General features: G+C 69.1%; 27 protein-coding genes. 11 read left to right on the top strand and 16 right to left on the bottom strand.

Annotated elements, in window-relative coordinates; genetic code table 11:
* Positions 1-73: 73 nt before the first annotated feature.
* The 3 genes from trmD to rpsP form a co-directional block, all read right to left on the bottom strand.
* The gene (trmD, locus tag Q9R47_RS17205) at positions 74-841 is read right to left on the bottom strand and encodes a tRNA (guanosine(37)-N1)-methyltransferase TrmD (protein ID WP_311234406.1); all 768 of its coding nucleotides are present in this window, start codon (positions 839-841) and stop codon (positions 74-76) included.
* A gap of 12 nt (positions 842-853) precedes the next feature.
* The gene (gene rimM, locus Q9R47_RS17200) at positions 854-1429 is read right to left on the bottom strand and encodes a ribosome maturation factor RimM (RefSeq protein WP_311234405.1); all 576 of its coding nucleotides are present in this window, start codon (positions 1427-1429) and stop codon (positions 854-856) included.
* 105 nt (positions 1430-1534) lie between these two features.
* Positions 1535-1792: a 30S ribosomal protein S16 gene (gene rpsP, locus Q9R47_RS17195; RefSeq protein ID WP_311234404.1), complete on the bottom strand. Its 258-nt coding sequence runs from the start codon at positions 1790-1792 to the stop codon at positions 1535-1537.
* A gap of 121 nt (positions 1793-1913) precedes the next feature.
* On the opposite strand from rpsP, the gene Q9R47_RS17190 reads away from it, so the two are divergent.
* Together Q9R47_RS17190 and Q9R47_RS17185 are read left to right on the top strand one after the other, a co-directional pair.
* A complete protein-coding gene (locus tag Q9R47_RS17190; protein WP_311234403.1) occupies positions 1914-2435 on the top strand; it encodes an N-acetyltransferase family protein in 522 nt (173 codons plus the stop codon).
* Complete coding sequence (locus Q9R47_RS17185) at positions 2432-2917, top strand: TM2 domain-containing protein (RefSeq protein WP_311234402.1); 486 nt, start codon at positions 2432-2434, stop codon at positions 2915-2917. Before Q9R47_RS17190 ends, Q9R47_RS17185 begins: the two co-directional genes overlap by 4 nt.
* 15 nt (positions 2918-2932) lie before the next feature.
* On the opposite strand, the gene Q9R47_RS17180 is transcribed toward Q9R47_RS17185, so the two are convergent.
* Together Q9R47_RS17180 and Q9R47_RS17175 are read right to left on the bottom strand one after the other, a co-directional pair.
* Positions 2933-3943: an inorganic phosphate transporter gene (locus tag Q9R47_RS17180; protein WP_311234401.1), complete on the bottom strand. Its 1011-nt coding sequence runs from the start codon at positions 3941-3943 to the stop codon at positions 2933-2935.
* Between the two features lie 42 nt (positions 3944-3985).
* Positions 3986-4633, bottom strand: a complete 648-nt coding sequence (locus Q9R47_RS17175; RefSeq protein WP_311234400.1) for a DUF47 domain-containing protein — start codon at positions 4631-4633, stop codon at positions 3986-3988.
* Positions 4634-4940: 307 nt separating this feature from the next.
* Here Q9R47_RS17175 and Q9R47_RS17170 point away from each other — a divergent pair, with 307 nt between their 5' ends.
* A complete protein-coding gene (locus Q9R47_RS17170) occupies positions 4941-5552 on the top strand; it encodes an outer membrane beta-barrel protein (RefSeq protein ID WP_311234399.1) in 612 nt (203 codons plus the stop codon).
* A gap of 102 nt (positions 5553-5654) precedes the next feature.
* On the opposite strand, the gene Q9R47_RS17165 is transcribed toward Q9R47_RS17170, so the two are convergent.
* The 5 genes from Q9R47_RS17165 to Q9R47_RS17145 all read right to left on the bottom strand — a co-directional run bounded on the left by Q9R47_RS17165 (position 5655) and on the right by Q9R47_RS17145 (position 10804).
* Positions 5655-6383 (bottom strand): ABC transporter ATP-binding protein, encoded by a 729-nt coding sequence (locus Q9R47_RS17165; protein WP_311234398.1) that lies wholly within the window; start codon positions 6381-6383, stop codon positions 5655-5657.
* Between the two features lie 2 nt (positions 6384-6385).
* On the bottom strand, positions 6386-7168 hold the full coding sequence (locus tag Q9R47_RS17160; RefSeq protein ID WP_311234397.1) for an ABC transporter ATP-binding protein: 783 nt from the start codon (positions 7166-7168) through the stop codon (positions 6386-6388).
* Positions 7169-7192: 24 nt separating this feature from the next.
* The gene (locus Q9R47_RS17155) at positions 7193-8269 is read right to left on the bottom strand and encodes an ABC transporter permease subunit (protein WP_311234396.1); all 1077 of its coding nucleotides are present in this window, start codon (positions 8267-8269) and stop codon (positions 7193-7195) included.
* Positions 8270-8281: 12 nt separating this feature from the next.
* A complete protein-coding gene (locus Q9R47_RS17150; RefSeq protein ID WP_311234395.1) occupies positions 8282-9211 on the bottom strand; it encodes a branched-chain amino acid ABC transporter permease in 930 nt (309 codons plus the stop codon).
* Positions 9212-9463: 252 nt separating this feature from the next.
* Positions 9464-10804, bottom strand: coding sequence for a replication-associated recombination protein A (locus Q9R47_RS17145; RefSeq protein ID WP_311234394.1), 1341 nt, complete (start codon positions 10802-10804; stop codon positions 9464-9466).
* A 125-nt stretch (positions 10805-10929) separates the two neighbouring features.
* Here Q9R47_RS17145 and Q9R47_RS17140 point away from each other — a divergent pair, with 125 nt between their 5' ends.
* Positions 10930-11517, top strand: coding sequence for a uracil-DNA glycosylase family protein (locus tag Q9R47_RS17140; RefSeq protein WP_311234393.1), 588 nt, complete (start codon positions 10930-10932; stop codon positions 11515-11517).
* A 76-nt stretch (positions 11518-11593) separates the two neighbouring features.
* A complete protein-coding gene (locus Q9R47_RS17135; RefSeq protein ID WP_311234392.1) occupies positions 11594-11950 on the top strand; it encodes a DUF1304 domain-containing protein in 357 nt (118 codons plus the stop codon).
* Between the two features lie 50 nt (positions 11951-12000).
* On the opposite strand, the gene lolA is transcribed toward Q9R47_RS17135, so the two are convergent.
* Both lolA and Q9R47_RS17125 read right to left on the bottom strand, forming a co-directional pair.
* Entirely contained in the window at positions 12001-12636 is a 636-nt protein-coding gene (gene lolA / locus Q9R47_RS17130; protein ID WP_311234391.1) for an outer membrane lipoprotein chaperone LolA, read from the bottom strand.
* 50 nt (positions 12637-12686) lie between these two features.
* Positions 12687-15029: a DNA translocase FtsK 4TM domain-containing protein gene (locus Q9R47_RS17125; RefSeq protein ID WP_311234390.1), complete on the bottom strand. Its 2343-nt coding sequence runs from the start codon at positions 15027-15029 to the stop codon at positions 12687-12689.
* Positions 15030-15250: 221 nt separating this feature from the next.
* On the opposite strand from Q9R47_RS17125, the gene trxB reads away from it, so the two are divergent.
* The 3 genes from trxB to rpmG all read left to right on the top strand — a co-directional run bounded on the left by trxB (position 15251) and on the right by rpmG (position 16875).
* The gene (gene trxB, locus Q9R47_RS17120) at positions 15251-16210 is read left to right on the top strand and encodes a thioredoxin-disulfide reductase (protein ID WP_311234389.1); all 960 of its coding nucleotides are present in this window, start codon (positions 15251-15253) and stop codon (positions 16208-16210) included.
* A gap of 249 nt (positions 16211-16459) precedes the next feature.
* The gene (rpmB, locus tag Q9R47_RS17115; RefSeq protein ID WP_005797187.1) at positions 16460-16693 is read left to right on the top strand and encodes a 50S ribosomal protein L28; all 234 of its coding nucleotides are present in this window, start codon (positions 16460-16462) and stop codon (positions 16691-16693) included.
* 11 nt (positions 16694-16704) lie between these two features.
* Entirely contained in the window at positions 16705-16875 is a 171-nt protein-coding gene (rpmG, locus tag Q9R47_RS17110; protein ID WP_092954775.1) for a 50S ribosomal protein L33, read from the top strand.
* A 151-nt stretch (positions 16876-17026) separates the two neighbouring features.
* On the opposite strand, the gene Q9R47_RS17105 is transcribed toward rpmG, so the two are convergent.
* Complete coding sequence (locus tag Q9R47_RS17105; RefSeq protein ID WP_311234388.1) at positions 17027-18574, bottom strand: PLP-dependent aminotransferase family protein; 1548 nt, start codon at positions 18572-18574, stop codon at positions 17027-17029.
* A gap of 234 nt (positions 18575-18808) precedes the next feature.
* Between Q9R47_RS17105 and Q9R47_RS17100 the strand changes: the two genes are divergently transcribed.
* Complete coding sequence (locus Q9R47_RS17100) at positions 18809-19273, top strand: hypothetical protein (protein ID WP_311234387.1); 465 nt, start codon at positions 18809-18811, stop codon at positions 19271-19273.
* A gap of 12 nt (positions 19274-19285) precedes the next feature.
* On the opposite strand, the gene Q9R47_RS17095 is transcribed toward Q9R47_RS17100, so the two are convergent.
* On the bottom strand, positions 19286-20500 hold the full coding sequence (locus Q9R47_RS17095; RefSeq protein WP_311234386.1) for a fatty acid desaturase: 1215 nt from the start codon (positions 20498-20500) through the stop codon (positions 19286-19288).
* Between the two features lie 156 nt (positions 20501-20656).
* Complete coding sequence (locus tag Q9R47_RS17090; protein WP_311234385.1) at positions 20657-21931, bottom strand: RsmB/NOP family class I SAM-dependent RNA methyltransferase; 1275 nt, start codon at positions 21929-21931, stop codon at positions 20657-20659.
* Positions 21932-21998: 67 nt separating this feature from the next.
* Between Q9R47_RS17090 and Q9R47_RS17085 the strand changes: the two genes are divergently transcribed.
* Both Q9R47_RS17085 and Q9R47_RS17080 read left to right on the top strand, forming a co-directional pair.
* Positions 21999-22268, top strand: a complete 270-nt coding sequence (locus tag Q9R47_RS17085; RefSeq protein WP_311234384.1) for a DUF1653 domain-containing protein — start codon at positions 21999-22001, stop codon at positions 22266-22268.
* Positions 22269-22564: 296 nt separating this feature from the next.
* Positions 22565-23122: a hypothetical protein gene (locus Q9R47_RS17080; protein WP_311234383.1), complete on the top strand. Its 558-nt coding sequence runs from the start codon at positions 22565-22567 to the stop codon at positions 23120-23122.
* 24 nt (positions 23123-23146) lie between these two features.
* Here the strand turns inward: Q9R47_RS17080 and purN are convergent, their stop codons facing one another.
* Positions 23147-23737 (bottom strand): phosphoribosylglycinamide formyltransferase, encoded by a 591-nt coding sequence (gene purN, locus Q9R47_RS17075; RefSeq protein ID WP_311234382.1) that lies wholly within the window; start codon positions 23735-23737, stop codon positions 23147-23149.
* Between the last annotated feature and the right edge of the window lie 28 nt (positions 23738-23765).

The raw sequence follows: 23765 nt of genomic DNA, 5'->3' as shown, positions 1-23765 counted from the left end.
ATCCTGAGCGGCACCCCAAGAGGATGCTGCCAGGCGCTTCAAGCGGCCGGACAGAGGATCGAAAAGCCCGCCATTATAGCAACCCGCCGAGTTTCGCCAAGGTGGCCTCGTCGGCGCGGTCCAACAGGCCCGCGCCCCGCGCCGCTGCGATGAGTTCGGGCCGGTGGCGTGCCGTCACCGCAAGCCGCTGGTCGCGCCGCCAGCGCTCGATCTGCGCGTGGTGGCCGGACAGCAGCGGCGCGGGCACGGCCTGGCCGCGCCAGGCCTCGGGCCGGGTGTAGTGCGGGCAGTCCAGCAGGCCGTCGAGCGCGGCGTTGAAGCTGTCCTCCTGGTGGCTGCCCTCGTCGTTCAGCACGCCGGGCTGCAGGCGGGCGACGGCGTCCAGCAGGGCCATCGCGGGAATCTCCCCGCCGGACAGCACGAAATCGCCCAGGCTCAGCTGAACGTTCACGTAAGTGTCGACGAACCGCTGGTCCACGCCCTCGTAGCGGCCGCACAGCAGGATCGCGCCCTGCCCTTCGGCCCACGCGACCACGCCGGCGTGGTCGAGCCTGGCGCCGGTCGGGGAAAACATCACGAGCGGGGCCTGCGTTTCGGCAGGCTCGCCGCGGTCCGCGCGGATGGCGAGCAGGCAGCGCTCGAGCGGCTCCGCCATCATGACCATGCCGGGGCCGCCGCCGAACGGCCGGTCGTCCACGCGGCGGTAGTTGCCCTCCGCATGGTCGCGCAGGTTCCACAGGCGCACGTCGACGAGCCCGGTGGCGTAGGCGCGCCGCGTCACGCCGCTCGCCAGGAAGGGGGCGAACAGCTCCGGGAACAGCGTGATGACGTCGAAACGCATGCCGGCGCCGCCTCAATAATCGGGCTGCCAGTCCACCACGATGCGGCGCCCGGGAAGATCGACCTGGTCGACGAAGGCGGAGACGAACGGAACCATGCGCTCCTGTTCCTTGCCGTCTTCCTGCGCATAGGAGAGCACCAGGGTGGTCTGCGGCCCGGTGGCCAGCAGCTCGCGCACCGTGCCGAGCGCGATGCCTTCGCGGTTCACCACCTCCAGGCCGATGAGGTCGACCCAGTAGTACTCGTCCTCGGCCGCCGTGGGAAAGCTCGAGCGCGGCACGAAGATGCGCGCGCCCTTCAGCGCCTCGGCCGCGTCGCGGTCGTCCACGCCCTGGGCGTGCGCCACGACGGAATCGGAATGCTCGCGCGCCTGCCGGATCGGCAGCAGCACCGTGCCGGTGAAGAAGCTCTTCGCCCCCTTCTCGCTCGGCTGCAGATACCACCGCTTGGAGGAGAAGAGCGCTTCCGGATCGGCGCTGTACGGCAGCACCTTGAACCAGCCCTTGACGCCCCAGGCGTCCGCGATGCGCCCCACTTCCACCGCGTCGGCGGGCAAGTCAGCGGGATCGAGGATCGGGAGGGTGGGCATGGTGAAAAGAAGGGAATGGAAAGAAAAAAAGCGGGCTCCGTGTGCCGTGGCAACGGAGCCCGCCTCGTTCCGGGAAGGATGGATTCCCGGTTCGACGTCTGAGGATCAGGCGGCGACGGCCTTCTTGGCAGCCTGCTTGATCAGACGCTCGACGGTGTCGGACGTCTGGGCGCCCACGCCCTTCCAGTACGTCAGGCGGTCCTGGGCGATGCGCAGGCCTTCTTCGCCGTCCTTGGCGGTGGGGTTGTAGAAGCCCAGGCGCTCGATGAAGCGGCCATCGCGGCGCACGCGCTTGTCGGCGACGACGATGTTGAAGAACGGACGGCCCTTGGAGCCGCCGCGGGAGAGTCGAATGACGACCATAATGAATCCTTCGGGTGGGACAGCAAAATCTGCTGAGGTTTTGCGGCGTTTGAGACACGCGACATGGCCACCCGGCCAGCGACACGCTGCAAAGCCCGCGATTATAGCCACATCCCGACATATGCCCAACATCCGCCCGAGCCGCGACGAAGACCTTCCCGCCATCACCGCCATCTACGCCCACCACGTGCTGCACGGTACCGGCACGTTCGAGACCGATCCGCCGAGCGCGGCCGACATGGCCGCCCGCCGCGCCGACGTGCTCGGCCGCGGCCTGCCCTACATCGTGGCCGAGGAGCAGGGAGAGATCCTTGGCTTCGCCTATGCCAACTGGTTCAAGCCGCGGCCTGCCTACCGCTTCTCCGCCGAGGATTCGATCTACGTGGCGGACGCCGCGCGCGGCCGCGGCGTGGGCCGTCTGCTGCTGGACGCCCTGTGCGCCGCCGCCGAAGCCGCGGGCGTGCGCAAGCTGCTGGCCGTGATCGGCGACTCCGCCAATGCGGGCTCGGTCGGCGTGCACCGCGCCGCCGGCTTCACCGAGATCGGCGTGATGCGCTCGGTGGGCTGGAAGTTCGGCGCCTGGCGCGATGTCGTGCTGATGGAAAAGCCGCTGGGCGCCGCCGACACCACGGCCCCCGAATGACCCCGCAACACCCCGCACCGATGGCCCGCCCCCGCAGCAAGAGCAAGACCGTCGCCGCGTGGCTGGCCTTCATCGGCGGCCCGCTTGGGCTGCACCGCTTCTACCTGCACGGCTTCGGCGACCTGATCGGGTGGATGCTGCCGATCCCCACGGCGCTGGGCATCCACGGCATCCAGCGGGTGCAGCAGTTCGGGCAGGACGACCGCCTGAGCTGGATGCTGATCCCCCTGCTGGGATTCACCATCGCCGGATGCGCCCTGCGGGCGATCCTCTACGGGCTGATGGCTCCGGAGCGCTGGAACGCCCGCTTCAACCCGGGCAGCGTGCCCGACGCGCCGGCCGGGCGCACCCGCTGGGCCACGGTGTTCGCGATCGCGCTGTCGCTCATGGTCGGCACGGCGGTGCTCATGGCGAGCATCGCCTACAGCTTCCAGCACTATTTCGAGTACCAGATCGAAGAGGCGCGCAAGATTTCGCAGTGAGGCCGCAGGGCCCGGTCAATACAGCTGCAGGCTGATCCAGTAGGCGATGGCCGCCACGAAGGCGCTGGCGGGAATCGTCAGGATCCATGCCCAGACGATGTTGCCGGCCACGCCCCAGCGCACGGCGCTCGCGCGCTGCGTGGAGCCCACCCCGACGATCGCGCCGGTGATGGTGTGGGTGGTGGACACCGGAATGCCCAGCGCGGTGGCGAGGAACAGCGTCATCGCGCCGCCCGTTTCCGCGCAGAAGCCGCCCACGGGCTTGAGCTTGGTGATCTTCTGGCCCATCGTCTTCACGATGCGCCAGCCGCCGAACATCGTGCCGAGGCCGATGGCGAGGTAGCAGGACACGATCGCCCAGGTGGGCGGGGATGCGTCCGATGCCGAGGCGTAGCCCGTGGCGATCAGCAGCAGCCAGATGATCCCGATGGTCTTCTGCGCATCATTGCCGCCGTGGCCGAGGCTGTAGGCGCCGGCCGAGACCAGCTGCAGCCGGCGGAACCACTTGTCGATCTTGCTGGGGCGCGCGCGGCGGAAGATCCAGGCCACGGCGACCATCATGAGCGAGCCCAGCAGGAAGCCCAAGAGCGGCGAGATGAAGATGAACGCCACGGTCTTCAGGATGCCCGCGGAGACCAGCGCGCCGACCCCGGCCTTGGCGATCACCGCGCCCACGATGCCGCCGATCAGCGCATGCGACGAGCTGCTCGGGATGCCGTAGTACCAGGTGATGACGTTCCAGGTGATGGCGCCGACGAGCGCGCCGAACACCACGTGGGTGTCCACCACGCCGGGCTGCACGATGCCCTTGCCGATGGTGGCCGCCACGCTCAGGTGGAAGATGAAGATCGCGACGAAGTTGAAGAACGCGGCGAAGACGACCGCCTGCGTGGGTTTGAGCACCCCGGTGGAGACGACCGTCGCGATCGAGTTGGCGGCATCGTGGAACCCATTCATGAAATCGAACAGGATGGCGAGCGCGACCAGGAGAACGACGACCCACAGGGCGGTTTGTACGGTTTCCATGCTTGGCTTTTCTCGGGGCGTGGCTGGGCGTCCGCCGCGGGATCAGGAGTTCTCGAGGATGATGCCCTCGATGTGGTTGGCCACGTCCTCGCACTTGTCGGTGATCGTCTCCAGCAGCTCGTAGATCGCCTTGAGCTTGAGCACCTCGCGCACGTCCGGCTCCTCGCGGAACAGCTTGCTCATCGCGCTGCGCATCACGCGGTCGGCATCGCTCTCGAGCCGGTCGATCTCTTCGCAGGTCTTGAGCGCGGCCTCGGCCACGGCCGGCTCGGCGATCTTGTCGAGCAGCTTCACCGCATCGCGCACACGCTCGCAGCACTTGAGGCTCAGGTCCGTGAGGCGCGTGATCTCCTCCGTCATGTGGCGCACGTCGTAGAGCGCCATGGTTTCGGCCGAATCCTGGATCAGGTCGGCGACGTCGTCCATCGTGTTGATGAGCGAATGGATCTGCTCACGGTCGATGGGCGTGATGAAGGTCTTGTGCAGCGCGCGGTTCACGTCGTGCGTGACGCGGTCGGCGGCACGCTCGGCGTTGTCCACGTCCTGGTTGTACTTGTCGCGCAGGTGCGGATCGTTGTAGTTCGCCACGAGCTGCGAGAACGCGCGCGCCGCCTCGACGATGCGGTCCGCGTGCTGGTTGAACATCTCGAAAAAATTGCCCTCGCGGGGCAACAGCTTTCCAAACAACATGGGGACTCCTGGACGGCTGGCAGGCACGCGCCACGGGCGGCAGGGCCGCGTGTGTGACGGAATGGTGACGGTTTCAAGAAAGGCGCGAGTTTAACCGGGCCGGGCGTCGCGCTGCCGAGCGCGCGCACATGGCCTCAGAAGCCGCATGTTCGGCATCGAAGCCCGCCACCATGTCAGCCCCTTCCTACAAATGCCGATTGTGAGCACCCACAAACCTTGCATGCAGCGCCGTTTCCAATGGAGCGCACGGCCCACCCGGGCCGCGCGTCGATCAGCGCCCACCTGCCACACCCACAAGGACTACCCCATGCACGCACCGTCCCGCTCCCTCCGGTTGCTCGCCTGCGCCGCCGCCCTCGCCTGCGGCACCCTGGCGGCCCACGCCCAGACCAGCCGCACCAACGCGGACACCGGCAACTCCTTCATTCCCGCCACGCAGCAGGGCTACATCGGCCTGAATGCCGGCCAATCGAAATACGACCTGCGCAACGGCACGAGCCTCTTCAACTTCGACGACAGCGACACCGGCTGGAAGCTCTACACGGGCGGCTTCTTCCATCCCAACTTCGGCGTGGAATTCGGCTACCTGAACTTCGGCAAGGCCAGCCGCCTCGGGGGCGACACCAAGGCGCAGGGCCTGAACTTCAGCCTGGTGGGCCGCGCCCCGATCGGCGAGCAGTTCGACGTCTTCGGCAAGGTCGGCACGACCTATGGCCGCACCAAGACCTCCGGCAATCCCGGATTCGGCGTGGCGACGGGCGACGACAACGGCTTCGGGCTCTCGTACGGCGCCGGCGTGCGCTGGGCCTTCAATCCGCAATGGGCCGCCGTGCTGGAGTGGGAGCGCCACCGCCTGCACTTCGCCGACGGCAAGTCGGACGTCGACATGACCACCCTCGGCGTGCAGTACCGCTACTGAGCGGATGCGCTGGCCGGGGCCCTGCCCTGGCCGGGCCCGGACATGGAAAAGGCCCCTCGCGAGGGGCCTTCGTCTTTGGGTGAGCGGCATGGCCGCATGGCGTCATTCGCCCAGGTAGGCGGCCCGCACGCGCGGGTCGTTCAGCAACTGCTGGCCGGGGCCGGTCATGCTGATCAGGCCCGACTCCATGACGTAGCCGCGGTCGGCCAGCGCCAGCGCGCGGCTCGCGTTCTGCTCCACCAGCACGATGGTCACGCCCAGGGCGTAGACGTCGCGCACCACCTCGAAGATCTTGTCCACCATGATCGGCGACAGGCCCATGGAGGGCTCGTCGAGCAGCAGCACCTTGGGCTGGCTCATGAGCGCGCGGCCCATCGCCAGCATCTGCTGTTCGCCGCCCGACATCGTGCCGGCGAGCTGGTCCTTGCGCTCGCGCAGGCGCGGGAAGATGTTGAACATCTTCTCGATGTCGGCCTCGATGCCCGCCTTGTCGTTGCGCGTGTAGGCGCCCATCAGCAGGTTCTCGGTGATCGTCATGCGCGCGAACACGCCGCGGCCCTCGGGCACCATCACGAGGCCCTTCTTCACCAGGTCCCACGCGCCCTTGCCGCGGATGCTCTCGCCCAGGTACTCGATGTCGCCGTCGTTCATCGGCAGCGTGCCGGTGATGGCCTTCATCGTCGTGGTCTTGCCAGCGCCGTTGGAGCCGATCAGGGAGACGAGCTCGCCCTCGCGCACCTCGAAGTCCACGCCCTTCACGGCCTGGATGCCGCCGTAGGCCACCTTCAGGCCCTTCACGGACAGCAGTACGTTGTTGGATTTCTCGGCCATGCTCAGTGTCCTCCGGTGCCCAGGTAGGCCTCAATCACTTTTTCGTTCTTCTGCACGTCGGCAGGCGTTCCCTCGGCGATCTGCTTGCCGTAGTCGAGCACGGTCACGCGGTCGCACAGGCCCATCACCAGCTTCACATCGTGTTCGATGAGCAGGATGGTGCGGTTGTCGCGGCGGATGCGGTCGATCAGCTCGCGCAGCTGCACCTTCTCGGTGGCGTTCATGCCGGCGGCCGGCTCGTCGAGCGCGATCAGCTGCGGGTCGGTGGCCAGGGCGCGGGCGATCTCCAGGCGGCGCTGGTCGCCGTAGCTCAGCGTGCGGGCCTTGAAATCCGCGTACTTGCCGATGCCCACGTAGTCGAGCAGCTCTTGTGCGCGCTTGGCGATCGCGGCCTCTTCCTCCTTGAAGGCCTTGGTGCGGAAGACCGCGCCGATCAGGCCCGAATGCGTGCGGATGTGGCGGCCCACCATCACGTTCTCGAGCGCCGTCATCTCGGCGAAGAGGCGGATGTTCTGGAAGGTGCGCGCGATGCCCGCCTTGGCGACCTCGTGCACCGCCGTGGGCTCGTACGGCTTGCCGGCGAGCTGGAAGGTGCCGCTGTCGGGCGTGTAGAGGCCCGTGATGACGTTGAAGAAGGTGGTCTTGCCGGCGCCGTTCGGGCCGATCAGGCCGTACACCTGGCCGCGGCCGATGGTGATGCCGACGTCGGACAGGGCCTGCAGCCCGCCGAAGCGCTTGGAGATACCGGCGACCTTCAGCACCACTTCGTTGGTTGTTTCTGCCATGTTCATTGCTCTCGAAGGGTGTTCTCAGGACTTCTGCACGAGGCTCTTGCCGTGCTCCGGCGACGGCCAGAGGCCGCGCGGGCGCAGCAGCATGATGATGATCATGGCCAGCGCGATCAGCAGCTGGCGCAGGATGGCGGAGTCGAGGCGGCCGTCCGTCATGGCCTGCAGCGGACCGGCCACGTAGCGCAGCACCTCCGGCAACGCGGACAGCAGCACGGCGCCCAGGATCACGCCCGGGATGTGGCCGATGCCGCCCAGCACCACCATGGCGACGATCATCACCGACTCCATCAGGCTGAACGATTCCGGCGACACGAAGCCCTGGAACGCACCGAACATCGCGCCCGACACGCCGCCGAACGAAGCACCCATGCCGAAGGCCAGCAGCTTGAGGTTGCGGGTGTTGATGCCCATGGCCTTGGCGGCGATCTCGTCCTCGCGGATGGCCATCCAGGCGCGGCCGATGCGCGAATCCTGCAGGCGATAGCAGATGATGACGCTCAGCACCACCAGCACCAGGAACAGGTAGTAGTAGAGGGTGACGGAGTTGATGTCGTAGCCGAACACCTCCAGGCGCCGGCCGAGGTCCAGGCCGAAGATCTTCACCGAGTCGATCTGGCCGATGCCCTTGGGGCCGTTGGTCAGGTTGACGGGGTGGTCGAGGTTGTTCAGGAAGATGCGGATGATCTCGCCGAAGCCCAGCGTCACGATGGCGAGGTAGTCGCCGCGCAATTTGAGCGTGGGCGCCCCCAGCAGTGCCCCGAAGATCGCGGCCACCAGCGCGGCCAGCGGTATCACGAGCCACAGGGAGGTGTGCAGCCCGTTCGGGAACATGGCCGCGAAGCTCGCGAAGGTGTCCGAGAGGTGCGGCGACGCCATCAGGCCGAACAGGTAGGCGCCGACGGCGTAGAAGGCCACGTAGCCGAGGTCGAGCAGGCCGGCGTAGCCGACCACGATGTTCAGGCCCAGGGCCAGCATCACGTAGAGCAGGGCCAGATCGGCGATGCGCACCCAGGCGTTGCCGAAGGATTGCAGGATCAGCGGCAGCACCAGCAGCGCGATCGCGCCGAGGACCCATTGGACTTTGTTGTTTTTCATGGAGTGCTCTCCTCAGGCACGGTCGGCCACACGCTCGCCCAGCAGGCCCGAGGGGCGCAGCGTGAGGATGATGATCAGCACGATGAAGGCGAAGATGTCGGTGTAGTGGCTACCCAGCAGGCCGCCCGTGAGGGTGCCGATGTAGCCCGAGCCGATGGCCTCGATGAGCCCCAGCAGGATGCCGCCGACCACCGCGCCGGCCAGGTTGCCGATGCCGCCGAACACGGCCGCCGTGAAGGCCTTGAGGCCGGGCAGGAAGCCCATGGTGTGCTGGGCGGTGCCGTAGTTGGAGGCGTACATGATGCCGGCGATGGCGGCGAGCACGGCGCCGATGATGAACGTGGCCGAGATCACCATGTCGGGCTTGACGCCCATCAGCGCGGCGACGCGCGGGTTCTCGGCGGTGGCGCGCATGGCGCGTCCGAGCTTGGTGTAGTTGACCAGGTAGACCAGCGAGGCCAGCGCGATCGCGGTGACGCCCAGGATCAGGATCTGGGTGGACGTGATCACGGCGCCGCCGACCTGGAACGGCGTGGTGGGCAGCAGCGTCGGATAGGGCTTGTAGTTGGGCTTCCAGATGATCATCGCCAGCGTCTGCAGCAGGATCGACATGCCGATGGCGGTGATCAGGGGCGCCAGGCGCGGGCTGCTGCGCAGCGGCCGGTAGGCGACCTTCTCGATGGTGAAGTTGAGCGCGGCGGCCACCACGCAGGCGATGATCGTCGCCAGCAGCAGGATGGCCCAGCCCGGCGCGCCCGGCATGGCCTCCTGCATGAGGCCGATGCAGCTCCAGCTGGTGAGCGCGCCGATCATGAGCACCTCGCCATGGGCGAAGTTGATCAGTTGAATGATGCCGTACACCATGGTGTAGCCCAAGGCTATCAAGGCGTACATGCTGCCGAGGACCAGACCGTTGATGATCTGCTGCAGCAAAATGTCCATAGAGAAAGTCCTTCGTTGGTAACGTCCCACCCGTTATGGGGCCGGGAATCGGTTCAGCCTTTTGGGCCCGAATGCCATGTAGCAAAAAACCCGCCAGGACGGGTGCCACGCGGGTTTGGTGCGGGATTGTAGCCAGATGCCTTGCAGCCGCCTTACCACGGCCGGACGGGGTTTTCCCGGGGATCGGCAGGCCATCAGCAGCCTGTATCGGGCATTAGCGGCACTGATCCGAAAGGACGCGCCCGGGGCCCGTCAGCCGGCTTCGGGTGGCGCCTCGGGTGGCGCCGCCCCGCCCTGGCGGGCCGCCTCGTCGAGTTGGCGCAGGTGGGCGAGCTTTTCGGAGATCTTCGCCTCGAGCCCGCGCGGCACGGGCGCGTACCAGCCCGGCTCCGCCATGCCCTCGGGCAGGTAGGTCTCCCCGGCGGCGTACCCTCCCGGCTCGTCGTGGGCATAGCGGTAGGCTTTCCCGTGGCCCAGCTCCTTCATGAGCTTGGTCGGCGCGTTTCGCAGGTGCACGGGCACCTCGCGGGACTTGTCCTTGCGGATGTGGGCGCGGGCCTGGTTGAACGCCATGTAGCCGGCGTTGCTCTTGGGCGCCGCGGCCAGATACAGCACGGCCTGCGCGAGCGCCAGCTCGCCCTCGGGAGAGCCCAGGCGCTCGAACGTGGTGGCGGCATCGTTGGCGATCTGCAGCGCCCGCGGATCGGCCAGGCCGATGTCCTCCCAGGCCATGCGCACGATGCGGCGCGAGAGGTACTTGGCATCCGCACCACCGTCGAGCATGCGGCAGAACCAGTAGAGCGCCGCGTCCGGGTGCGAGCCGCGCACCGACTTGTGCAGGGCCGAGATCTGGTCGTAGAAGTTGTCTCCGCCCTTGTCGAAGCGCCGCGCGTTGAGCGTGAGCGCGTTCTGCAGGAAGGCCGCGTCCACCCGCCCGACGCCGGCCGCGCGCGCCGCGGTATCGGTCTGCTCCACGAGATTGAGCAGCCGCCGGGCGTCGCCGTCGGCATAGCCCACGAGGGTATCGACGGCCCCGTCGTCCAGCACCAGGTGCGTCAGCACTTCGGACTGCGCGCGCCGCACGAGCTGCCGGAGCTCGTCGTCGTCCAGCGCCTGCAGCACGTAGACCTGGGCCCGGGAGAGCAGCGCGGAGTTGACTTCGAAGGACGGGTTCTCGGTGGTGGCGCCGACGAAGGTCACCAGCCCCGACTCGACGAACGGCAGCAGGCCGTCCTGCTGGCTCTTGTTGAAGCGGTGGATCTCGTCCACGAACAGGATCGTCTTCTTGCCCAGGGCCAGGTTGTGCTCGGCCTGCTCCATCGAGGCGCGGATCTCCTTCACGCCCGAGAACACGGCCGAGAGCGCGATGAACTCGTAGCCGAAGGCGCGCGCCGTGAGCCGCGCCAGCGTGGTCTTGCCCACGCCGGGCGGGCCCCAGAGGATCATCGAGTGCGGCTTGCCGGATTCGAAGGCCAGCCGCAGCGGCTTGCCCGGCCCGATGAGATGCGATTGCCCGATCACCTCGTCCAGGCTGGCGGGGCGCAGGGCTTCGGCCAGGGGGGCGGCGGGGGCGGTGGAGAAGAGATCGGCCATGGGCGGGGAATGCAATGCGGCGGGAGTGGGAAGCCGCACCCATTATTCCTGCAGCCGCTATCCTGCACCAACCCGGGGACTCCGCCCCACCCATTCCCACCGATCCGTCTTTCCCGCTTGCTTCCATGACCGACCTGCCCGCCCTGCTCCGCGACGTGCGGGGCTGCACCCTCTGCACCGCCAGCTTGCCGCACGGGCCGCGGCCGGTGCTGCAGGCCGCCGCCGGGGCGCGGATCCTCGTCGCGGGGCAGGCGCCGGGGCGCAAGGTGCACGCCAGCGGCATCCCCTTCGACGACGCGAGCGGCGAGCGGCTGCGCGACTGGATGGGCGTGGACCGGGACACGTTCTACGACGCCGGGCGCATCGCGATCCTCCCGATGGGTTTCTGCTACCCCGGCACGGGCCGTTCGGGCGACCTGCCGCCGCGGCCCGAATGCGCGGCCCGGTGGCGGCAGCCGCTGCTGGACGCCCTGCCCGGCATCGCGCTCACGATCGTGCTGGGCGCCCATGCGCTGGCGTGGCACCGGCACGGCGCGGCGCCGGCCGGTCCGCTCACGGACGCGGTGCGCGGCTGGCGCCAGGACGCGCCGCGGCTCTGGCTGCTGCCCCACCCCAGCCCGCGCAACAACGGCTGGCTGAAGCACAACCCCTGGTTCGCGGCGGAGGTGCTGCCCGCGCTGCGGCACCACGTGGCCGAGGCGCTGGCGCGCTGAAGACGGGCGCACAATGCGCGCCAGCCGGGCCGCACCGCCGAGCGTGCCACCCCCCATTCATCCACCGGAGCCCTCCATGTCCTTCGCCGCCCACGCCGTCGTCGCCCTGATCGGGCTGCTGCACGTCTACATCCTCGTGCTGGAGATGTTCCTGTGGGAGAAGCCCGCGGGCCTGCGCGCGTTCGGCAACACCCCGGAGCGCGCGGCGGCGACGAAAGTGCTGGCAGCCAACCAGGGGCTCTACAACGGCTTCCTGGCGGCGGGTCTGTTCTGGGGGCTGTGGCTGGGCGGCCCGCAGGGCCGCGCAGTCATGACGTTCTTCCTGCTGTGCGTGCTGGTGGCGGGCCTCTACGGCGCGGCCACCGCGTCCCGCAAGATCCTCTTCATCCAGTCGGTACCGGCAGTGCTGGGGCTGGCACTGCTCTGGATCTGACGGCCTCGGAATCGGACGGCGCCGGGGAACGGCCGCGAAGGCCGCCGGGCTTACTGGCGCACCACGTCCGCGCCCTGCGGAGGCTTGAATTCAAAAGTGGAGGCCGGCAGGGAGGCGCTGGACTGCACGTTGCTGAAGCGGATCAGCGAGCGCTGGCCGAAGCTGTCGAGGATGTCCAGGGCCGCGAGCTGCTCGCCCTGAAAGCCCACGCGCACGCTCTTGAGCTGGCCGTCCTTCGTCTTCGGGGTGGCGAGCACCCACTGCAGGCCGTCCTGGTCGGGTGCCGATTCGAGCGTGAAATCCTTGCGCAGTGCCTGCAGGTCGGGTGCGGAGGCGAGCAGCGCGGCGGGCGTGGTGCCGAGCGCCTGGGACTGCGCGCGCTGGGTGACCTGGTTCAGGTCGGCGTCGTAGAGCCAGAGCGTCTTGCCGTCGGCGACGATGGTCTGCGCGAACGGCCTGGAATAGGCGAAGCGGAAGCGGCCGGGACGCTGGTATTCGAAGGTGCCGCTGGAGGTCTTGGTGCGCGCGGCCTGCCCGTCCCTCGGGGGCGAGGTCACCGTCTGGGTGAAGTCCGCGCGCCCGGCCTGGGCGCCCTTCATGAAGGCCTCCAGGCTCGTGAGCCCGTCCGCCCAGGCGCTCTGCGCGGCGGCGGCGATCAGGGCCATGGCCCACCAACGTGTCTTCATGCGTGCATCCATCCTTGTCGTCGAGGCTCCGGGCGAGCCGGCGGGGTCAGTCATTCACCGCGGTGGGGCACCAGCACTTCGCGCTGGCCGCTGGCCGTGAGCGCGCTCACGAGGCCGGCCTTCTCCATGTCCTCCAGCAGGCGCGCGGACCGGTTGTAGCCGATGCGCAGCTTGCGCTGGACGTAGGAGATGCTGGCCTTGCGGTCCTTCAGCACCACCTCCACCGCCTGATCGTACATGGGGTCTTTCTCGCCGCCTTCACCCCCCCCGCCGCCTTCGCCGAACGCGCCGTCCTCGCCGTCGACCGTGCCGCCTTCCAGCACGCCCTCGATGTAGTCGGGCTCGCCCTGGCTCTTGAGGTAGTTCACCACGCGGTGGACTTCGTCGTCGGAGACGAAGGCGCCGTGCACGCGGATCGGCAGGCCGGTGCCGCTCGCCATGTAGAGCATGTCGCCCATGCCGAGCAGCGCCTCGGCGCCCATCTGGTCGAGGATGGTCCGGCTGTCGATCTTCGAGCCCACCGAGAATGCGATGCGGGTCGGGATGTTGGCCTTGATCAGGCCGGTGATCACGTCCACGCTGGGGCGCTGCGTGGCCAGGACCAGGTGGATGCCGGCGGCCCGCGCCTTCTGCGCCAGGCGGGCGATCAGCTCCTCGATCTTCTTGCCGACCACCATCATGAGGTCGGCCAGCTCGTCGATGATCACCACGATGTGCGGCAGCCGCTCCAGCGGCTCGGGCTCTTCGGGCGTGAGGCTGAAGGGGTTGTAGATGAACTCCTCGCGCGCCTTGGCGTCGTCGATCTTGGTGTTGTAGCCCGCGAGGTTGCGCACGCCCAGCTTCGACATGAGCTTGTAGCGGCGCTCCATCTCGGCCACGCACCAGTTCAGGCCGTGGGCGGCCTGCTTCATGTCGGTGACCACGGGCGCCAGCAGGTGCGGAATGCCTTCGTAGACCGACATTTCCAGCATCTTGGGGTCGATCATCAAGAGGCGCACGTCGCGCGCCTCGGCCTTGTAGAGCAGCGAGAGGATCATGGCGTTGATCCCCACCGACTTGCCGGAGCCCGTGGTACCGGCCACCAGCACGTGCGGCATCTTGCCGAGGTCGGCCACCACCGGGTTGCCCACGATGTCCTTGCCCAGGCCCATGGTGAGCAGGCTCTTGGCCTCGTGGTAGACCTGCGAGCCGAGGATCTCGGACAGGCGGATCGACTGGCGCTTGGCGTTGGGCAGCTCCAGCGCCATGAAGTTCTTGCCGGGGATGGTCTCGATCACGCGGATCGACACCAGCGACAGCGAGCGGGCCAGGTCCTTCGCCAGATTGACGATCTGCGAGCCCTTCACGCCGGTGGCGGGCTCGATTTCGTAGCGCGTGATCACGGGGCCGGGCATGGCGGCCACGACGCGCACCTCGACGCCGAAGTCCTTGAGCTTCTTCTCGATGAGGCGGCTGGTCATCTCCAGCGTCTCGGGCGCCACCGTCTCCTGGCGAGCCAGGGCGCCGTCGAGCAGATCGACCTGCGGCAGGCGGCTGTCGGGCATTTCGTGGAAGAGCGGCTTCTGGCGCTCCTTCACCACGCGGGCGCTCGGCGCCGCCTCGGTGGCCAGCACGGGTTCGATGATCTGCACGGGCTGCGGCGCCTGCTCGCGGAACTCGTGGCGCTCTTCCTGCACCACTTCCTCGCGTTCGCGCGCGGCACGCTTGCCGGCGGCCTGATCGATCGCCTTTTCGCGGCGCGCGCGGCCGACCTGGACCAGGCCGTCGATGCGGCCGCCCAGGCGCTCGGCCAGCTGGCCCCAGGAAAAGCGGAATACCAGCGCCGCGCCGGCGACGACGGCGATCACGCCGACGAGGCCCGAGCCGGTGAAGCCCAGCCACTTCACGCCGGCCGGGCCGATGAGGTAGCCCAGCACGCCGCCCGCATGGCCCGGCAGCAGCGGCTCCAGCCGGTAGAGGCGCGACCACTCCAGCGCCGTGCTCGCGCACAGCAGCAGTGCGAGGCCGCCCCAGAAAATCAGCCGCCGCGCCAGCGGCCCCTGGGAGGACGCCGCGGATTCGCCGCCGCGCATCCAGCGCGCGAGCGAGGCGATCCAGGCGCGCACGCCGGCCGCCACGCACCACCATACGGAGAAGCCGAACGCGAAGTAGCTGCTGTCGGCCAGCCAGGCGCCCAGGCGCCCGGCCCAGTTCGCCATGATCCGGCTGTCGTGCAGGCCGGAGGTGGACCAGGCCGCGTCCTGCGCGGAGTAGCTGACCAGGGCCAGCAGCCAGAAGACGAGGGCCAGCAGCCCGACCACCAGGCCGAGCTCGTGGCCGAAGCGTGCCGCCATGCTGCGCGGCGCCGATCTGCCCCCGGAAGAAGCGTTGAGGGTGTTGAGGGAGTACGTCATAGGTGGAAGCGCGGCAAGCTTACCCGATGCCCTGCTCGGCCGTCCTGGCCGCGGGGGCCGCGCCTGCCCCTGGTATCGCCCCGGTCTCCGACTGTTTCCTACAATCGCGGCGATTGAAAACCCCGTGCCCGCGCGGGTCGGCCGCGGGTGGATACTCGTGGGACTGACCGCATGTGCGGTATGCGCCGGACTCCCGGCCGCACAAACTCTTACCTTTCACCATGTCCACTACGCAACACGCCAAAGTCATGATCCTGGGCTCCGGCCCCGCCGGCTACACGGCCGCCGTGTACGCCGCGCGCGCCAACCTGAACCCCGTGCTGATCACCGGCATCGCCCAGGGTGGCCAGCTCATGACCACGACCGAGGTGGACAATTGGCCGGCCGACGTGAACGGCGTGCAGGGCCCCGAGCTGATGCAGCGCTTCCTGGAGCACGCGGAGCGCTTCAAGACCCAGGTGGTGTTCGACCACATCAACCAGGTGGATCTGTCCAAGCGCCCGTTCACCCTCACCGGCGACAGCGGCACCTACACCTGCGATTCGCTCATCATCGCCACCGGCGCTTCCGCCAAGTACCTGGGGCTGCCTTCCGAAGAGGCGTTCATGGGCCGCGGCGTGTCCGGCTGCGCGACCTGCGACGGCTTCTTCTACCGCGAGCAGGACGTCTGCGTGGTGGGCGGCGGCAACACCGCCGTGGAAGAGGCGCTCTACCTCTCCAACATCGCCCGCAAGGTGACGCTGGTGCACCGCCGCGACAAGTTCAAGGCCGAGCCCATCCTGGTGGACAAGCTCAACGAGAAGGTCGCCGCCGGCAAGATCGAGCTGAAGGTGTTCCACACCCTCGACGAGGTGCTGGGCAACGACAGCGGCGTGACGGGCATCCGCATCAAGAGCACCCTGGACGGCAGCACGCAGGACATCGCGCTGCAGGGCTGCTTCATCGCGATCGGCCATGCGCCCAACACCGGCATCTTCGAGGGCCAGCTGACGCTGGAGAACGGCTACATCGTGACGCAGGGCGGCCTCAAGGGCTTCGCCACGCAGACCAGCGTGCCCGGCGTGTTCGCGGCTGGCGACGTGCAGGACCACGTGTACCGCCAGGCCATCACCAGCGCCGGCACCGGCTGCATGGCCGCGCTCGACGCGCAGCGCTTCCTGGAGCAGGAAAGCGTGATCTGACAGCGGTCCGCCCCGCCGGCCCGGGCCTGTGGCCCTGCGGGCTGGACACTTCTTTGGAGGCCGCGCTATAATGCGCGGCTTTGCTGCATCTTGCGCACCGCCATCTTGGCGGGCCCTGCGCCGCGGCAGATACCAACCGGGTTACCGCCACCCTTTCTGGCGAGGTGAGGCCGCTTGAGGACAGGCTCCGCGATTTACCAGCGGAGCGTGCATGTCCTGCGGCTGTAATTGAAAAATCGGAGTGTCCTCATGGCACGCGTCTGCGACGTCACGGGCAAGAAGCCCATGGTCGGGAACAACGTTTCCCACGCCAACAACAAAACCAAGCGCCGGTTCCTCCCGAACCTGCAATACCGCCGTTTCTGGGTCGAGAGCGAAAACCGCTGGGTGCGCCTGCGTGTTTCCAGCGCCGCCCTGCGTCTGATCGACAAGAACGGCATCGATTCCGTGCTCGCCGACCTGCGTGCACGTGGCCAGGCTTAAGGAGTAGCACCATGGCAACCAAAGGCGGACGCGACAAGATCAAGCTGGAATCCACCGCAGGAACCGGCCACTTCTACACCACCACCAAGAACAAGAAGACGATGCCTGAAAAGATGTTGATCATCAAGTTCGACCCCAAGGCTCGCAAGCACGTCGAGTACAAGGAAATGAAGCTGAAGTAAGGCGCCAGCCGCTTCCAGCGCTTTCCCGAGAAGCCGCCCCACCGAGGGCGGCTTTTCTTTTTGTCGTGCGCACACGGCGGGATGCGCTGCGGAAGGCCCCAGGGCACGGCCCCCGGGAAGATCCGCCATCGCCCTGCCGCCGGATGCCGCCTCAGGCAGCAGCCCGACGGCCTCCGTCCCGCCCCTTCGGCAAGGCACTGCACTGGGCGGCCAGCAGCTCGCCCAGCACGCGGTAGCCCTCCTCCACCGCCGGTGTGAACGGCATGCCGCAACTGAGGCGCAGGAACCGTTCGTAGCGCCCGGTGTTGGAAAACATCGGGCCGGGCGCCACGCGGATGCCGCGCGCCAGCGCATCGTCGTAGAGCTGCGACGAGGACAGGCCCGCAGGCAGTTCCAGCCACAGGCTGATCCCGCCGGGCGGCAGGCTGAGGCGCGTTCCTGCGGGGAAGTACCGGGCCACCGCGCGGGCCGACTGCTCGCGCTGCTCCTTGAGCGATGCGCGCATGCGGCGCAGGTGCCGCTCGTAGGCGGGCGAGCCCACGGTGCGGGCCGCGAGCAGTTGCGACCATGTCTGCATGTTCCGCGTGCGGGCGAACTTGATCATCTGCACGCGCGCGTTCCAGCGGCCGGCGCTCATCCAGCCCTGGCGCAGCCCGGGAGCGAAGCTCTTGCTGAGGGAGGCGCAGTAGATCACCTGCCCCGCGTCGCCCGGACGGTCCCAGGCCTTGGCGGGGCGCATCGGCTGGGACGACTCGACGAACTCCCGGTAGATGTCGTCCTCGATCAGGGCGAGGCCGTGCTCCACGCAGAGCGCGACGAGGCGCTCCTTGTGCGCGTCCGGCATGACGCTGCCCTGGGGCATCTGCAGGTGCGGCACCACCACCACGGCCTTGAGCCGCGGCTCGTTGCGGGCCGCAAGCTCCAGCGCCTCGATCGATATGCCGGTATGGGGGCTGCAGGGAATCTCGAGGGCGCGCAGGCCGCGCACCTCGATCGCCTGCAGGATGCCGAAGAAGGTCGGCGACTCGACCGCGATCACGTCGCCGGGCTCGGCCACCGCATCCAGTGCGAGGTTCACGGCCTCCGAGTTGCCGTGGGTGGCGCCGATGCCCTCGGGCGCGAGGCTCAGGCCGAAGCTGAGCGCATGGTGCGCCATGGCGCGCTGGAATTCGGGATGCGTGGACGGGGCGGAGGGGCCGTACACGAGGATGTCGGGCTGTTCGCGCAGCAGCCGGACCGCGAGGCGGTTGAGCGCCTCGGCATCGAACAGCGCGGGCGCGGGCATGGCGCTGCCCAGGTCGAGCGCGGACGGCGCGCGCCGGGCTTTCTCCAGGAAGGTGGAGATGCGTTCGTTGATGCCTGCGAAGACGTGCGGATCGGGCGGCAGCGGTTCGTGCAGTTCGGGCTCGCGGGCCGCCGGCAGCGAGGCGACGCGGCCGGGAACGGCGGCGAAGTACCCCACCCGCTCGCGCGCCTGCGCGAAGCCCTCGGCCTCCAGGTGGCGCAGCACCTGCAGCGCGGTGGTGAGGCTCACGCCGTGGCGCTGGCACAACTCGCGCACCGACGGCAGGCGCATGCCGGGCTGCAGGCTGCCCGCCGCGATGGCCTGCACGTACAGGCCCGCGATCTGCCGGTAGCGCGGCAGGCCCGCGGCCCGCGCCGCGGATGACAGGGGGAAGGGAGCGACGGAGTCGGTCATGGCGAGGGCGCCCGGGGCGCGGAAGGCGAGGAATGCGGTGCGGTGCGGTGCCGGCCATCATGCCGCGGCGGCGCCCCGCCGCACAGGTACAGACAGGCCCCATGGGAACCATAACAGAGGCGGAAAAACCCGCACTGTTCCCTTCGCCAGCCGGCCCGCCTGTGCCTGCCGCCGTATCCGGGTTGTTCCTAGGATGAAGCCCTGTCCCGCAGCATCCGTCCCGAGGAGAAAACCATGCCGCACGCCGCTCGCCACGCCCCTTCCGCCCTCCCCGCCGCCCCATCGCCGGCATCCGCGCGCCTCTCGGTGCGCCCTGGCCAGACGCTGCTGGTCTGCCTGCCGCCCGGCGCCTCGCTGGTGGTGGAACAGGGATGCCTCGCCCTGCGCTCCGGCCCGCTCGTGTGGGGACAGGTGCTGGCTCCGCACGCTCCCCTGGGACGGCTGGAGGCCGGCCAATGCCGGACGGGTGCGGAAGGTTCGGGCACGGAGTGGATGGAACTGTCCAACCCTGGGCACGCGACGGCGCATGCCGTGCTGCTGGAGCCGGCACCCGTGCTGTCGCCGCTGGCAGGGCTGTTCAGGGCCTGCCTGGAACGGCTGGCCGGCGGGACGCGCGCCCTGCAGGAGCGTGGCGGGACGAGGCCCGGCACGTCGGGCCGTGGGCGGCCGGCAGGAAGCCACGCCACCACGGCGCGATGAGTTCAGCTCGACTCAGGCCTGCGCGGCCCGCAGCCGCAGCGAGAAATCCCGCAGCGCGGCGACACCGCTCTCTTCGGCGCGGCGGCACCAGGCCTGCAGATCGGCCGTGAGCTGCTCGCGCGAGTGCGAGGTGTTCAGCCAGAGCTGGCGCAGTTCCTCGCGCATGGTGACCATGGTGTCGAGCACGGGGTGGGCCGCACGGGCGCGGGCGAGCTGCTCCTGCGCGCGGGCGGGCACCTTCTCGGCATCGCGGTGCAGCCAGCGGCGCGCGGTGCGCAGCACCGATACATCGGCGTTGCGGGCCTTGAGCGCAGCGATCTCGTCCTTGCACGCCCGGCGCACGCCGCGTGCGTACCCGGCCATGACCTCGTAGCGGTTGGCGATCAGTGCCTCCAGCGTCTTCTCGTCCGCCACGGGCTTGATGGCCCCGAGCCGCAGCTTGGGCGGCATCTTGCGCACGGTGGCCCAGCCCAGGCGGCGCATGATGCTGATGTAGGCCCAGCCGATGTCGAATTCGTAGGGCTTGACCGAGAACTTGGCCGAGGTGGGGTAGGTGTGGTGGTTGTTGTGCAGTTCCTCGCCACCGATCACCAGCCCCCAGGGCACGAGGTTGGTGCTCGCGTCCTGCGCCTCGAAGTTGCGGTAGCCCCAGAAATGGCCGATGCCGTTGACGACGCCCGCGGCCCAGAACGGGATCCAGAGCATCTGCACGGCCCAGATGGTCGCGCCGATGGCACCGAAGAGCAGCACGTTCAGGATGAGCATCAGCCCCACGCCCTGCCAGGCGAAGCGGCTGTAGACGTTGCGCTCGACCCAGTCGTCGGGCGTGCCATGGCCGAACTTGGCGATCGTCTCGGCATTGGCGGCCTCGGAACGGTAGAGCTCGGCGCCGCGCCACATCACGGTATCGAGCCCGCGCGTCTGCGGGCTGTGGGGATCGTCCGCCGTTTCGCACTTGGCGTGGTGCTTGCGGTGCACCGCCACCCACTCCCTGGTGACCATGCCGGTGCCGATCCACAGCCAGAAGCGGAAGAAGTGCGAGGGAACGGGCCCGAGATCCACCGAACGGTGGGCCTGGGCGCGGTGCAGGAAGATCGTCACGGCGGCGATCGTGATGTGCGTGGTCACGAGCGTGTAGAGCACGATCTCCCACCACGACAGGTCCAGCAGGCCGTGGGCCATCCAGTCGATGACGGCATGGAGAACGGCCCAGTCGGGAAGGTGCATGGAAAAGCCTTTGGCGAAACGGACGGACGATGGAAGGCTGCCCGGCACCATCCAGGCACGGGCAGTTCGCGGATTTTAGAAGCCGATGGGGCGCGGAAGTTGCATAGAAACCGCACGCCGTGCGGCTTTTCCTGCACTACCGATGCGGCCGGGCGCTCAACCCTTGCGGGTCCAGACGGCGGCGAAGAAGCCGTCCGTCTGGTGGAGATGGGGCCACAGGCGCAGATAGCCAGTGCCCGTCGCGCCGCCGCTGCACAGCGATGCGGCATCCTGCACCTTGAGCTGCTCCAGCAGCGCGCCCACGTCTTCCGCCACGAAGTCGGAATGTGCCGCACTGAAGGCCTCCGCAATACCCTCGTTTTCCTCGGGCAGGATGCTGCAGGTGGCGTACACCAGGCGTCCGCCCGGCTTGAGCAGGCGCGCGGCGCTCTGCAGGATGGCGGTCTGCTTGGCGACCAGTTCCTGCACCGCCTGGGGCGACTGGCGCCATTTCAGGTCGGGATTGCGGCGCAGCGTGCCCAGGCCGGAGCAGGGTGCATCGACCAGCACGCGGTCGATCTTGCCGGCCAGGCGCTTGATGCGCTCGTCGCGCTCGTGCGCGATCGCGGCGGGATGCACGTTGGAGAGGCCGCTGCGCGCCAGCCGGGGCTTGAGCGCGTCGAGCCGGTGCGCCGACACGTCGAACGCGTACAGCCGGCCGGTGCTGCGCATGGCCGCGCCGATGGCGAGCGTCTTGCCGCCCGCGCCCGCGCAGAAATCCACCACCATCTCGCCGCGGCGCGGCTGCAGCAGCAGCGCCAGGAGCTGGGAGCCTTCGTCCTGCACCTCGATGGCACCGCGCACGAAGGCGTCCAGCCTGGTGAGCGGCGGCTTGCCGTCCACGCGCAGGCCCCAGGGCGAGTACGGCGTGGGCACGGCGGGAATGCCGGCCTTGGCGAGTTCCTTCTGCACGTCGGCGCGCTTGGCGTTCAGGTCGTTGACGCGCAGATCGAGCGGCGCCGGCTGGGCCAGGCTCTCGGCAAGGGCCCAGAAGCCGTCGCCCACCTGCCGCCTGAGCGGCTGCACGAGCCACTCGGGCAGGTTGTGGCGGTGGGGCTCCAGCAGATCCGCCGCGGGCACGGCGTCGCACTGGTCGAGCCAGAGCTTCTCGGCATCGGTGAGCGCGCTCTTGAGGAAGTCGCGCGGACCGTGGAAGCCCAGGATGGCGAGGCGCCGCTCGCGCGGGCCGGAGCCGGAGCGTGCGAGCTGCTCGAACAGCAGCTTCTTGCGCAGCACCGTGTAGGCGGTTTCGGCGAGGGTGGCCCGCTCGCGCGGACCGAGCGAGCGGTGGTCCCGGAAATAGCGGGACACGACCGCATCGGCGGGGTGTTCGAATTGGAGGGTGAGCCTGACGAGTTCGGCGCAGGCGTCCAGAAGGGCTTTCGGGTGCATGGGGGGATTGTCCCATCCACGCGCCCCGCACGGCCGATGCCCTGCCGGCCCGGCGCACAATCCGGCCATGCACAGCCCCTCCCATCCCGACGGCGAATTGCCGCCCCTGCCTCCCACGCCCCCCGGCCTGTACCGGCACTACAAGGGCATGCTCTACGACGTGGTCGGCACCGCCCGGCACAGCGAGACGCTGGAGCCGATGACGGTGTACCGCGCGCTCTACGGCGAACGCGGCCTGTGGGTGCGGCCCGCGGCGATGTTCGCGGAGACGGTGACGATCGACGGACAGGAGCGGCCCCGCTTCGAGTTCGTCGGTCAGGCGGCGGACGCGGGCTGAAACTGCCATCCTGCGGCGGCCTTCCCTCGGGGTGCGGCCGCACCACGGAAGAGCCGCCCGCCCCTGGCCGCGCACGCCGGGACCGGTTTTTCCCGCAACCCGCGGGCCCCCTCTCCTTCCCCTGCGCAAGGCGCGTGCCGGTCATCCGCGCGGCCGGCGTCCTACAGCCCCGCCCCGCCCTCGCGCCTTACCTTGGAGGCATTCGCGACGCCGCGCTCCGTCCCGCATTCCCGATGCAGCCCGAGCGCCCGCGCCGTCTGCCCGCCCCCGGGCGTTTCGACACGAGGAACTCCACCATGGACCATCTGCTGCAGGGAATGTTCGGCGAGAAATCGCTCACCAAAGTCGCCGGGATCTATACCGAGCGCGACCAGGCCGACGCCATGGTCGGCCGCGCGCTGCGGCTGCCCGGCATGCAGCGCACGCAGGTGCGGCTGCTGGGCCCGCAGGATGCGCGCGCGTCCCGGCGCGACCTGGTCGCGCGCAGCCTGGAGCCCGAGCAGGCCGGCATCTTCCGCACCCTGATCCGCTCGCATGTCGTGACCGGCCTGGCCGGTGCGGTGGCGGGCGTGCTCTTCTACGCGTGGCTGCTGCGCGGCGGCCAGCCCATGGTGGCGAGCAGCCCGCTGCTGGCCTTCATCGCCATCGTCGGTTTCGCGACCACCTTCGGGCTGCTGGCGGGCGGGCTGGTGACGCTGCGCCCGGACCACATCCGGCTGATCTCGCAGGTACGCTCGTCGCTGCGGGCCGGGCACTGGGCCGTCGTGATCCATCCGACGGATTCGCACCAGGCGCTGGTGTCCCAGGACCTGCTGGAAGGCAGCGGGGCCGAGAAGGTCATCTCCACGCTGTGAGCGACGCAAGGGCGGCGTTCGACCTCAACGGCCGGCGCCCGCCAGCAGCAGCTGCAGCACGGCGGCCGGGTAGATGGAGTGCTCCTGCGCCAGCACGCGCGCGGCCAGCGCTTCCGCCGAGTCGCCCGGCAGCACGGGCACCACACCCTGCGCCAGGATCGGGCCTGCGTCCAGTTCGGGCGTGACGAGGTGCACCGTCGCGCCCGCCACCCGGCAGCCGGCGTCGATCGCGCGCTGGTGGGTGTTCAGGCCGGGGAAGGCCGGCAGCAGGGAGGGATGGATGTTGACCAGCCGGCCCGCGTAGTGCGCCACGAACCCGGGTGTGAGGATGCGCATGAAGCCCGCGAGCACCACCAGGGCCGGGTCGTGCGCATCGATCTCGGCCGCCAGCGCGGCGTCGAATGCCTCGCGCGAGGCATGGGCACGGTGGTCCACGGACCCGGTGGCGATGCCCTCCTGCCGCGCCCAGGCGAGGCCGGCCGCGTCGGCCCGATTGCTCAGCACGGCCGCCACGCGCACGCCATGGCGGGCCGCCCAGCCGTGCGCGCGCGCGGCCCGCACGATGGCTGCCATGTTGGAGCCTCCGCCCGAGATCAAAATCACGATGTTCTTCATGGGGCGCGGATTATCGCCGCGTCCCTCC

The organism is Acidovorax sp. PRC11, assembly GCF_031844105.1.
Lineage (GTDB): Bacteria > Pseudomonadota > Gammaproteobacteria > Burkholderiales > Burkholderiaceae_C > Paracidovorax.
Note: the sequence above shows the minus strand (reverse complement) of the source record. Positions and strands in the feature narration are given on the sequence as shown.

Bases quoted from the DNA above. Each gene is read 5' to 3' on its own strand.
- trmD (WP_311234406.1), bottom strand. From the start codon at position 841: ATGCGTTTCGACGTCATCACGCTGTTCCCGGAGCTGTTCGCCCCCTTC.
- rimM (WP_311234405.1), bottom strand. From the start codon at position 1,429: ATGCCCACCCTCCCGATCCTCGATCCCGCTGACTTGCCCGCCGACGCG.
- rpsP (WP_311234404.1), bottom strand. From the start codon at position 1,792: ATGGTCGTCATTCGACTCTCCCGCGGCGGCTCCAAGGGCCGTCCGTTC.
- Q9R47_RS17190 (WP_311234403.1), top strand. From the start codon at position 1,914: ATGCCCAACATCCGCCCGAGCCGCGACGAAGACCTTCCCGCCATCACC.
- Q9R47_RS17185 (WP_311234402.1), top strand. From the start codon at position 2,432: ATGACCCCGCAACACCCCGCACCGATGGCCCGCCCCCGCAGCAAGAGC.
- Q9R47_RS17180 (WP_311234401.1), bottom strand. From the start codon at position 3,943: ATGGAAACCGTACAAACCGCCCTGTGGGTCGTCGTTCTCCTGGTCGCG.
- Q9R47_RS17175 (WP_311234400.1), bottom strand. From the start codon at position 4,633: ATGTTGTTTGGAAAGCTGTTGCCCCGCGAGGGCAATTTTTTCGAGATG.
- Q9R47_RS17170 (WP_311234399.1), top strand. From the start codon at position 4,941: ATGCACGCACCGTCCCGCTCCCTCCGGTTGCTCGCCTGCGCCGCCGCC.
- Q9R47_RS17165 (WP_311234398.1), bottom strand. From the start codon at position 6,383: ATGGCCGAGAAATCCAACAACGTACTGCTGTCCGTGAAGGGCCTGAAG.
- Q9R47_RS17160 (WP_311234397.1), bottom strand. From the start codon at position 7,168: ATGGCAGAAACAACCAACGAAGTGGTGCTGAAGGTCGCCGGTATCTCC.
- Q9R47_RS17155 (WP_311234396.1), bottom strand. From the start codon at position 8,269: ATGAAAAACAACAAAGTCCAATGGGTCCTCGGCGCGATCGCGCTGCTG.
- Q9R47_RS17150 (WP_311234395.1), bottom strand. From the start codon at position 9,211: ATGGACATTTTGCTGCAGCAGATCATCAACGGTCTGGTCCTCGGCAGC.
- Q9R47_RS17145 (WP_311234394.1), bottom strand. From the start codon at position 10,804: ATGGCCGATCTCTTCTCCACCGCCCCCGCCGCCCCCCTGGCCGAAGCC.
- Q9R47_RS17140 (WP_311234393.1), top strand. From the start codon at position 10,930: ATGACCGACCTGCCCGCCCTGCTCCGCGACGTGCGGGGCTGCACCCTC.
- Q9R47_RS17135 (WP_311234392.1), top strand. From the start codon at position 11,594: ATGTCCTTCGCCGCCCACGCCGTCGTCGCCCTGATCGGGCTGCTGCAC.
- lolA (WP_311234391.1), bottom strand. From the start codon at position 12,636: ATGAAGACACGTTGGTGGGCCATGGCCCTGATCGCCGCCGCCGCGCAG.
- Q9R47_RS17125 (WP_311234390.1), bottom strand. From the start codon at position 15,029: ATGACGTACTCCCTCAACACCCTCAACGCTTCTTCCGGGGGCAGATCG.
- trxB (WP_311234389.1), top strand. From the start codon at position 15,251: ATGTCCACTACGCAACACGCCAAAGTCATGATCCTGGGCTCCGGCCCC.
- rpmB (WP_005797187.1), top strand. From the start codon at position 16,460: ATGGCACGCGTCTGCGACGTCACGGGCAAGAAGCCCATGGTCGGGAAC.
- rpmG (WP_092954775.1), top strand. From the start codon at position 16,705: ATGGCAACCAAAGGCGGACGCGACAAGATCAAGCTGGAATCCACCGCA.
- Q9R47_RS17105 (WP_311234388.1), bottom strand. From the start codon at position 18,574: ATGACCGACTCCGTCGCTCCCTTCCCCCTGTCATCCGCGGCGCGGGCC.
- Q9R47_RS17100 (WP_311234387.1), top strand. From the start codon at position 18,809: ATGCCGCACGCCGCTCGCCACGCCCCTTCCGCCCTCCCCGCCGCCCCA.
- Q9R47_RS17095 (WP_311234386.1), bottom strand. From the start codon at position 20,500: ATGCACCTTCCCGACTGGGCCGTTCTCCATGCCGTCATCGACTGGATG.
- Q9R47_RS17090 (WP_311234385.1), bottom strand. From the start codon at position 21,931: ATGCACCCGAAAGCCCTTCTGGACGCCTGCGCCGAACTCGTCAGGCTC.
- Q9R47_RS17085 (WP_311234384.1), top strand. From the start codon at position 21,999: ATGCACAGCCCCTCCCATCCCGACGGCGAATTGCCGCCCCTGCCTCCC.
- Q9R47_RS17080 (WP_311234383.1), top strand. From the start codon at position 22,565: ATGGACCATCTGCTGCAGGGAATGTTCGGCGAGAAATCGCTCACCAAA.
- purN (WP_311234382.1), bottom strand. From the start codon at position 23,737: ATGAAGAACATCGTGATTTTGATCTCGGGCGGAGGCTCCAACATGGCA.